This is a genomic window from Mesorhizobium sp. WSM4844, assembly GCF_055811775.1.
The window spans coordinates 1-395 of the sequence record NZ_JBVVQB010000204.1; the positions used below are offsets into that span (position 1 = coordinate 1).

Consider the following 395-nt stretch of genomic DNA (forward strand, 5'->3'; position numbering starts at 1 on the left):
CGGTCCACCACCTGCTGAACCGCGCCAAGATAGCGCTCCAACAGGCCGCGCTCGGCAAAGGCCATCTGCGAGACCAGCAGATAGGGATCGCCCCGGCTGGCCAGCAGATGATGGAACAGGATGCCGTCCTGCAGCGGCGACAGGCCATAAATGTCCTGGATGTTGCCGACGCCGCCGGGAACCGTGGCGACGATCCGGTCGATCTCCGGCTGGGCCAGCTCGATGAGCGGCAGCATCTGCGGCGTAATCGCCGTGCTGTGCTCGGTGATCAGGTTGGCAGGCACCGCCACCTCGTGATGGCTGCCAAGGCTTGCGGCCAGATCGGCCAGCACCGGCCTGGCGAACAGGGTGCGCACCTCCACCCCCAGCGACAGCCGCCGCAGCCGCTCCATCAG

1 protein-coding gene is annotated in these 395 nt (G+C 67.3%); it reads right to left on the reverse strand.

The window, feature by feature from the left end; genetic code table 11:
• On the reverse strand, nt 1–395 hold a 395-nt coding region (locus AC0L2A_RS36440; protein WP_473613018.1), incomplete at both ends, for a hypothetical protein.